Origin of the sequence: Brevundimonas sp. (genome assembly GCF_036405315.1) — a bacterium.
In the GTDB taxonomy this organism is placed as follows: Bacteria; Pseudomonadota; Alphaproteobacteria; order Caulobacterales; family Caulobacteraceae; genus Brevundimonas.
Genome location: NZ_DASWXW010000168.1, coordinates 1 through 6,334 on the forward strand (window position 1 = coordinate 1; position 6,334 = coordinate 6,334).

A 6,334-nucleotide genomic window follows, 5' to 3' on the forward strand; every position below is an offset into this window, starting at 1 on the left:
CTGCAGCTTCAGTCCAGCAGGACCACTCCCTCACCGCACGCCGAACATCTGCCGCCCGCCTCGCTGGGCGTCGGCCCCAGCCTGCCCCTCATCACGCCGGACGCGCCGCCGCACGGTCCCGACCATGACCGCACCGCGCCCCAGGACTACGGCGGTTCGGTCCGGATGCTGATCTATCACGGCTGCGGCGAGGCGACCGGCGCCGGCCAGCCCGTGGTGATCCAACTGTCGCGCGGCGGCGCCAGCCAGTTCGGCGCCCTGGCCAGCAACATCCGCCTGTCCTCGCCCACCCCGCCCTCGCCCGGCTCGGGCCGCACCTACGGCGACTGGCCCAATAGCCGCGACAGCCAGACCGTGCCGCCAAACGGCTCCCTGATCGGGGCGCACAAGGTTCAGGGCGACTACACGCCCGACATCGCCTTCAGCCTGAACGGCGACCAGGACTTCCTCGCCTCGCTGCAACTGACCGGCGTAGGGCCGAACGACGCCTCGGGCCTGGGCTGGCGGAGCGTGCCGAACGCGCGCGGCTACTTCGCCCTGACCATGGGCGCCAACGAGGCGGGCGATGTCGTCATATGGAGCTCCAGCGACGTGGCCATCGCCCCCGGCATGATCCCCGACTTCCTGTCGCCCGGCGATCTGGACCGGCTGATCGCGCAGAAGGTGGTTCTGCCCGCAACGACCACGCGCTGCCCGATCCCTAGCGCCGTCATGACCGCCGCGCCGCAGTCGATGCTGCGCGTCACGGCCTTCGGCGGAGAGGCCGACTTCACCTATCCGCCGCGCCCGGCGAACCGGCGCGAGCCCTGGAACATCGAGCACGTGGTCAAGGTGCGCTACGCCTCGAACGCCACGACCATGCTGGGCATGGACATGTCGGACATGGACATGGGCGACGGGGCCGACGGCGCGCGCGCTCAGGACCGCGGTGTTCCTGCGCCGCCCACCGTGGGCGACGCCGCGCGGTCTATTCTAAGGGGCCTGGGCGGCCTGCGTCGTCGAAACTAGGCCGCGCGGCTGACGGCGAAGTCGGCCAGGTCTTCCAGAGCCGAGCGCCAGTCGCTGGCCGGCAGGACCGACAGCGCCGCCTTGGCCCGGTCGGCGTAGTCGCCGGCGGCGTCCAGCGTCGCCTCGACCGCGCCCGTGCCCAGGATCAGTTCGCGCGCCCGGTTGAAGTCCTCGGGCGTGCGTTCGCCCTTGGTGATGACGCGATCCCAGAACAGGTCTTCCTTGCCCTTGGTGCGCTGAACGGCCAGCAGCAGCGGCAGGGTCGCCTTGCCCTCGTTGAAGTCGTCGCCCGCGTTCTTGCCCAGGGTCGCCGTGTCGCTGCCGTAGTCCAGGGCGTCATCCGCCAGCTGGAAGGCGATGCCCAAGGCCATGCCGTAGTCGCGCAGGGCCTTCACCTGTTCCTCGGTCGCGCCCGCGCCCACCGCGCCCGACTCGGCGGCGGCGGCGAACAGTTCGGCCGTCTTGGCGCGGATGATCTGCAGATAGGTGTCCTGATCCAGATTCAGGTCGTGGGCGCGCGTCAGTTGCAGCACCTCGCCCTCGGCGATCACGCTGGAGGCCGTCGCCAGAATGCCGAGCGCCCGCAGGGAATCGGTCTCGACCATCAGTTCAAAGGCGCGCGCGAACAGGAAGTCGCCGACCAGCACCGACGAGGCCGCGCCCCAGATCAGGTGCGCCGCCACCTTGCCCCGCCGCATTTCCGAGCCGTCGACGATGTCGTCGTGCAGCAGGGTGGCGGTGTGAATGAACTCCACCGAGGCGGCCAGCTTCTTGGCGCCTTCGATCTCGCCCGTCGCGCCGATGGCGCGGGCCGCAGCCACCGTCAGCAGCGGACGCAGACGCTTGCCGCCCGCCGAAACCAGATGCTCGGCCAGCATGGGGATGACCGGCACGTCGGACTGCATCCGGGCGATGATCAGGGCGTCAACCGCCGCCATGTCGTCCTTGGCCAGACGAACAAGAGCGTCCACATCGCCCTTGGGGCGGGGAGCGGCGACGAGAGCTGCGTCCACGAAATTCTCTTTCAGCACAGGGGCGAACAGGGAGATTCGCCCGGAAATCACACGCATCCGCTTGCCCGAACGCGATGCGGCGCACAATGGTGGCGGCGTCATGACGGGTCAAGCCGGGTCAACCCCTACTGTCGCCGCCGAAGTTGCGGAATCCGCCCTGCTGGGCGGTCGCGTCCGGCTGCGCCAGCCGGTGAAGGGTTATCGCGCCGGCATGGACGCCGCCCTGCTGGCCGCCGCCGTGGACGCCAAACCGGGCGAGCGGCTGATCGAGGCCGGCTGCGGCGCGGGCGCGGTGCTGATGCAGGTGGCGGCGCGTCGCCCCGGCGTCGCCCTGACCGGACTGGAGCGCGACCTGACCGCCGCGGGGCTGGCGCGCGAAAACGCTGCGCTCAACGGCGTCGACGACCGCACCTCCATCCTCAGCGGCGATGTGGCGCAGGGGTTTCGGGCGTTGAACCTAGCCCCCTTCGACTGGGCCGTCAGCAATCCGCCCTTCTTCGACGACCCCGGCGCGCTGCGGGCGCCCGCCCCCGGCAAGATGGGCGCCTGGATGGCCGACGACGGGCTGAAGGCCTGGACCGGCTTCCTGCTGAAGGCCGTGCGCGAGGGCGGCCGCATCGTGGTCATCCACCGCGCCGACCGTCTGGCCGACCTGCTGGCCCTGCTGGGCGACAAGGCCGGCTCCTTCGCCATCCGCCCCATCCACCCCTACGCCGACCAGCCCGCCAAGCGGGTGCTGGTCCAGGCCATCAAGACCGGCAAGGCGCCGCTGCGGCTGTTGCCGCCGCTGGTCCTGCACGACCGCTCGGGCGCCAAGCACAGCCCGGAGGCCGAGGCCATCCTGCGCGGCGAGGCGGGGCTGCCTTTCTGACCCCACACCGCTCATCCCGGCCTTCGCCGGGAGGAGCGATAGGAATGCAACGCCCTCCCCAAACTGATGGCGGAGCGGTATGGAACCGCCATGTCCCTGCGCCCCCTCTTTCCGACCCAGGTTTACGAAGCCTCGCTGGCCGCCGCGCCCGCCTGGCCCGAACTGCACGAGGAGATCCTCGACCTCTGCCTGGTCATGGCCGAGGAGGACGAGGCCGGGATCGAATGGTGCAAGGCCAACCACTATCCCGGCTACACCTCCTACGGCTCGATCAACGACCTGCCGCACCGCTTCCCCGAGTTCGCGGAACTGAAGAAGCTGCTGGACAAGCACGCCGCCGCCTACGCCAAGGCCCTGCACTTCGATCTGGCGCGCAAACCCAAGCTGGACAATCTGTGGGTCAACGTCCTGATGCCCGGCGGCGGCCACACCGGCCACATCCACCCCCACGCGATCATTTCGGGCACCATCTACATCCACGTCCCCGACGGCGCCTCGTCGCTGAAGATCGAGGACCCGCGCCTGGTCATGATGATGGCCCGCCCCGGCCTGACCGCCGAGGCGACCGAGGCCGAAAAGCCCTTCGTCTATCTGAAGCCCGCCTCGGGCACGGTGCTGATGTGGGAAAGCTGGCTGCGCCACGAGGTCCCAGCCAACCGCGCCGAGGAACAGCGCATCTCGATCAGCTTCAACTATGCCTGAGGCGCCCTCTCAGCGCCGCATTTGCCCTGAAGTCTGCCGTTCTTGTGAAGCTTGAGGGGGCCTCCATGCGGGCATTGGGACTGGCGACGATTCTGCTGGCGGCGAGCATCATAGCGGGCTGCGGCGAACGGGCGGACGCTCAAACCACCTCGGCATCCGCCGCCGACGGCGCGCCCTATGTGCTGAAAGGCACCCAGGTCTGGTCGGTGCCCGACCCCGTCTCCGGCCGCGACTACGAGGTCTTCGTCAGCCTGCCCGCCAGCTACGAGACCGAGCCGAACCGCCGCTATCCGGTCCTCTATGTCACCGACGCCGACTACGCCTTTCCCATCATCCGCCAGATCGCTCGCCGGGTGAATCTGGAGGGGCCGGTGATCGAGGAGTTCATCCTGGTCGGCCTGTCCTACGCCAAGGGCGACAACGGCGCCGACAGTCGCCGCCGCGACTACACCCCGACGCCGAACGGCCCGCGCAGTTCGGGCGGCGCCGTTCACGGCGGCGGGGCGGCCTATCAGACCTATCTGAAGACCCAGGCCCTGCCCTTCGTGGATCAGAAGTTCCGCACCGATCCGGCGCGCCGCGTCCTGCTGGGGCACTCCTACGGCGGGCTGCTCGGGGCCCAGATCATGTTCACCGATCCGACGATTTTCAGCGGCTATGTGCTGGGCAGCCCGTCCTTCTGGTTCGACCAGCGCCACATGATGAAGATGGAGGCGGACTACGCCCGCAGCCATACCGACCTGCCCGCCGAGGTCTTCATGTATGTCGGGGCCTTCGAAGGCCCCGGCCCCACCGCCCGGCACGACAGCGAGGCGGACATGGTCGGCGACATGCGCGCGATGGAGCGGGCGCTGAAGTCGCGCGCCTATCCGGGTCTGAGCCTGCAATCGACGGTGCTGACGGACGAGGACCACCTGACGGTCGCCCCGGTCGGCTTCACGCGGGCGCTGATGGCGGTTCTGCCGGCCAAGCCCTAGCGCCGCACGAAGACTGCGTCCTGATAGGTCAGCGAGGTCGGGCGGCCGTCGGCGTCCAGTGTAAACACCACCCCCTCGCCCCGGAACGGGGTCAGCTCGACGCGAAGACCCTCCGCTTCGGTCAGGTAGTCGGCCAGGGCCTGCTGCACGCCGATGGCGACCGACAGCCGCTCGCCCGCTTCGCGGATCGTCAGGGTTCCGTAGGCTGCGCTGACGTAGTCGCCGACGTAGGCTGCGTTCGGCAGCGACAGGGTGCGCGCCCGCTTGCCCCGAGCCTCCAGCGCCCCCGCAATGCCCGCGCGACGACGGTCGCGCTCGGCGATCAAAACGTCGAGCTTCGCGTCATAGACCGCCTCGATGTCCGGCAGGCCCGCGAACCAGTCATAGGCGTAGTTGGCGACCAGATCGGCCAGGTCCCCCGCGAAGGCGTCCTCGTTGACCATCACCGCCACGCCCAGACGCCGTTCCGGCATGAAGGAGACGTGGGCCCGCGAGCCAGAGAAGTTGCCGAAATGGTGGATCAGCACGTCATCGCCATAGCGCCCGACCTGCCAGCCCAGACCATAGCCGGCGCGGACATAGGGGCCGAAGGTCGCTTCCTGCGCCACGCGCGGCGCATGGGTCGAGGCGACCAGTCCTGCGGGAAACACCTGCCGTCCGCCGACCCGGCCGTCGTTGATCTGGGCCTCCAGCCATTTGGCCATGTCGTTCGCGGTCGAGATCAGCCCGCCCGCCGACTGCATGGTCGCGTCGGTCTTCTGCAAGGGCGACCGCTCGGGCTGGCCTGGGATGCGTCCGAAATGACCGGCGGCGACCACCGCGCCGGACGTCCGCGCCGCGTCGATGCGCGCGGTCGTGGCCGTCATGCCCAGCGGCGTCAGCACCTCGTCCTCGACCATCTCGCGCCAGTCGCGGCCCCAGCGACGCTCGCTCAAGACAGTCGCAAGGTTGTAGCCCGAGTTGGCGTAGACGAACTGGCCATAGGGGGTGTCGCGCGGCCGCGTCTCCGCCGTCAGCCGCCACAGGACCTCGGGCGTCCAGTCGCCGGAATAGGCGACCCGGAAGGCGATCGGGGCGTTGTCCGCGCCGGAGCGGTGGCTCAGCAGGTCGGTCAGGGTGATCCGCGCGGCGATGTCGGCCGGCACGCCGGATGGCGGCGCCCAGTCAGCCAGGGGCGCATCCGGATCGACCTCGCCCCGCCGCGCCATGGCGGCGAACGACAGGGCGGTGAAGGCCTTGGTGGCCGAGGCGATGTAGAATCGCGTGTCCGTCGTGACGGCTGCGCCCGTCGCCACGTCCGCCACGCCGAGGCCGCCGCGTGAACCAGTCCGTCCTTGTCCACCACGGCGACCGCCAGGCCGGGCGCCGCCTCGACCCGCTGCATCACCCGGCTCGCAAAGGCGTCCATCGCCGCGCCGAAGGCCGCGCGGTCCTGCGCTCCGGCCCCGCCCGCCGTGCATGCCAGCCCCGCCGCCAGCAGCACGCCCATCGACCGTGACTTCATGATAGCCGCTCCCCCGCCCCCAACGGGCGTGCCGGGTAGAGGCCGCGACGGGCCGGAACGGATGCAGCGCGCCTTCAAACCGCCCCGCGTTACGTCTAGAGATTTGCCCAAAGGGTCTGCGACGGCTACATCCCGCGCCAACCTCCCCATCAGATCAGACGACAGGGCGAAACCGCACCTCATGGCGCAGCAATATATTTTCCAGATGCAGGGTCTGACCAAGACCTTCCCCGGCGGCAAGAAGATCTTCGAGAACATC

Annotated in this window: 6 protein-coding genes and 1 pseudogene; 5 read left to right on the plus strand and 2 right to left on the minus strand. The window is 69.7% G+C overall.

What is annotated here, in order from left to right; translation table 11 throughout:
• The coding region (locus VGE49_RS10585) for a hypothetical protein (protein ID WP_331034521.1) at positions 1-1,008 on the plus strand (1,008 nt) is incomplete at its 5' end.
• Here VGE49_RS10585 and VGE49_RS10590 read toward each other — a convergent pair.
• The gene (locus tag VGE49_RS10590) at positions 1,005-1,979 is read right to left on the minus strand and encodes a polyprenyl synthetase family protein (RefSeq protein ID WP_331034526.1); all 975 of its coding nucleotides are present in this window, start codon (positions 1,977-1,979) and stop codon (positions 1,005-1,007) included. The two genes, VGE49_RS10585 and VGE49_RS10590, sit on opposite strands and share 4 nt — an antisense overlap.
• Before the next feature lie 142 nt (positions 1,980-2,121).
• Between VGE49_RS10590 and VGE49_RS10595 the strand changes: the two genes are divergently transcribed.
• From VGE49_RS10595 to VGE49_RS10605, 3 genes are all read left to right on the plus strand, one after another.
• On the plus strand, positions 2,122-2,892 hold the full coding sequence (locus VGE49_RS10595) for a tRNA1(Val) (adenine(37)-N6)-methyltransferase (RefSeq protein WP_331034522.1): 771 nt from the start codon (positions 2,122-2,124) through the stop codon (positions 2,890-2,892).
• Between the two features lie 90 nt (positions 2,893-2,982).
• On the plus strand, positions 2,983-3,594 hold the full coding sequence (locus tag VGE49_RS10600) for a TIGR02466 family protein (RefSeq protein ID WP_331034523.1): 612 nt from the start codon (positions 2,983-2,985) through the stop codon (positions 3,592-3,594).
• A 65-nt stretch (positions 3,595-3,659) separates the two neighbouring features.
• Positions 3,660-4,571, plus strand: a complete 912-nt coding sequence (locus VGE49_RS10605) for an alpha/beta hydrolase (RefSeq protein ID WP_331034524.1) — start codon at positions 3,660-3,662, stop codon at positions 4,569-4,571.
• Here VGE49_RS10605 and VGE49_RS10610 read toward each other — a convergent pair.
• Complete coding sequence (locus VGE49_RS10610; RefSeq protein WP_331034525.1) at positions 4,568-6,031, minus strand: serine hydrolase; 1,464 nt, start codon at positions 6,029-6,031, stop codon at positions 4,568-4,570. The genes VGE49_RS10605 and VGE49_RS10610 overlap by 4 nt on opposite strands.
• Before the next feature lie 225 nt (positions 6,032-6,256).
• On the opposite strand from VGE49_RS10610, the pseudogene VGE49_RS14230 reads away from it, so the two are divergent.
• Positions 6,257-6,334, plus strand: a pseudogene (locus tag VGE49_RS14230) (ATP-binding cassette domain-containing protein); the annotation flags it as partial.

Excerpts from the sequence above, each read along its gene's own strand:
- VGE49_RS10600 (WP_331034523.1), top strand. The coding sequence starts at position 2,983 with ATGTCCCTGCGCCCCCTCTTTCCGACCCAGGTTTACGAAGCCTCGCTG.
- VGE49_RS10605 (WP_331034524.1), top strand. The coding sequence starts at position 3,660 with ATGCGGGCATTGGGACTGGCGACGATTCTGCTGGCGGCGAGCATCATA.
- VGE49_RS10610 (WP_331034525.1), bottom strand. The coding sequence starts at position 6,031 with ATGCACGGCGGGCGGGGCCGGAGCGCAGGACCGCGCGGCCTTCGGCGC.
- VGE49_RS10595 (WP_331034522.1), top strand. The coding sequence starts at position 2,122 with ATGACGGGTCAAGCCGGGTCAACCCCTACTGTCGCCGCCGAAGTTGCG.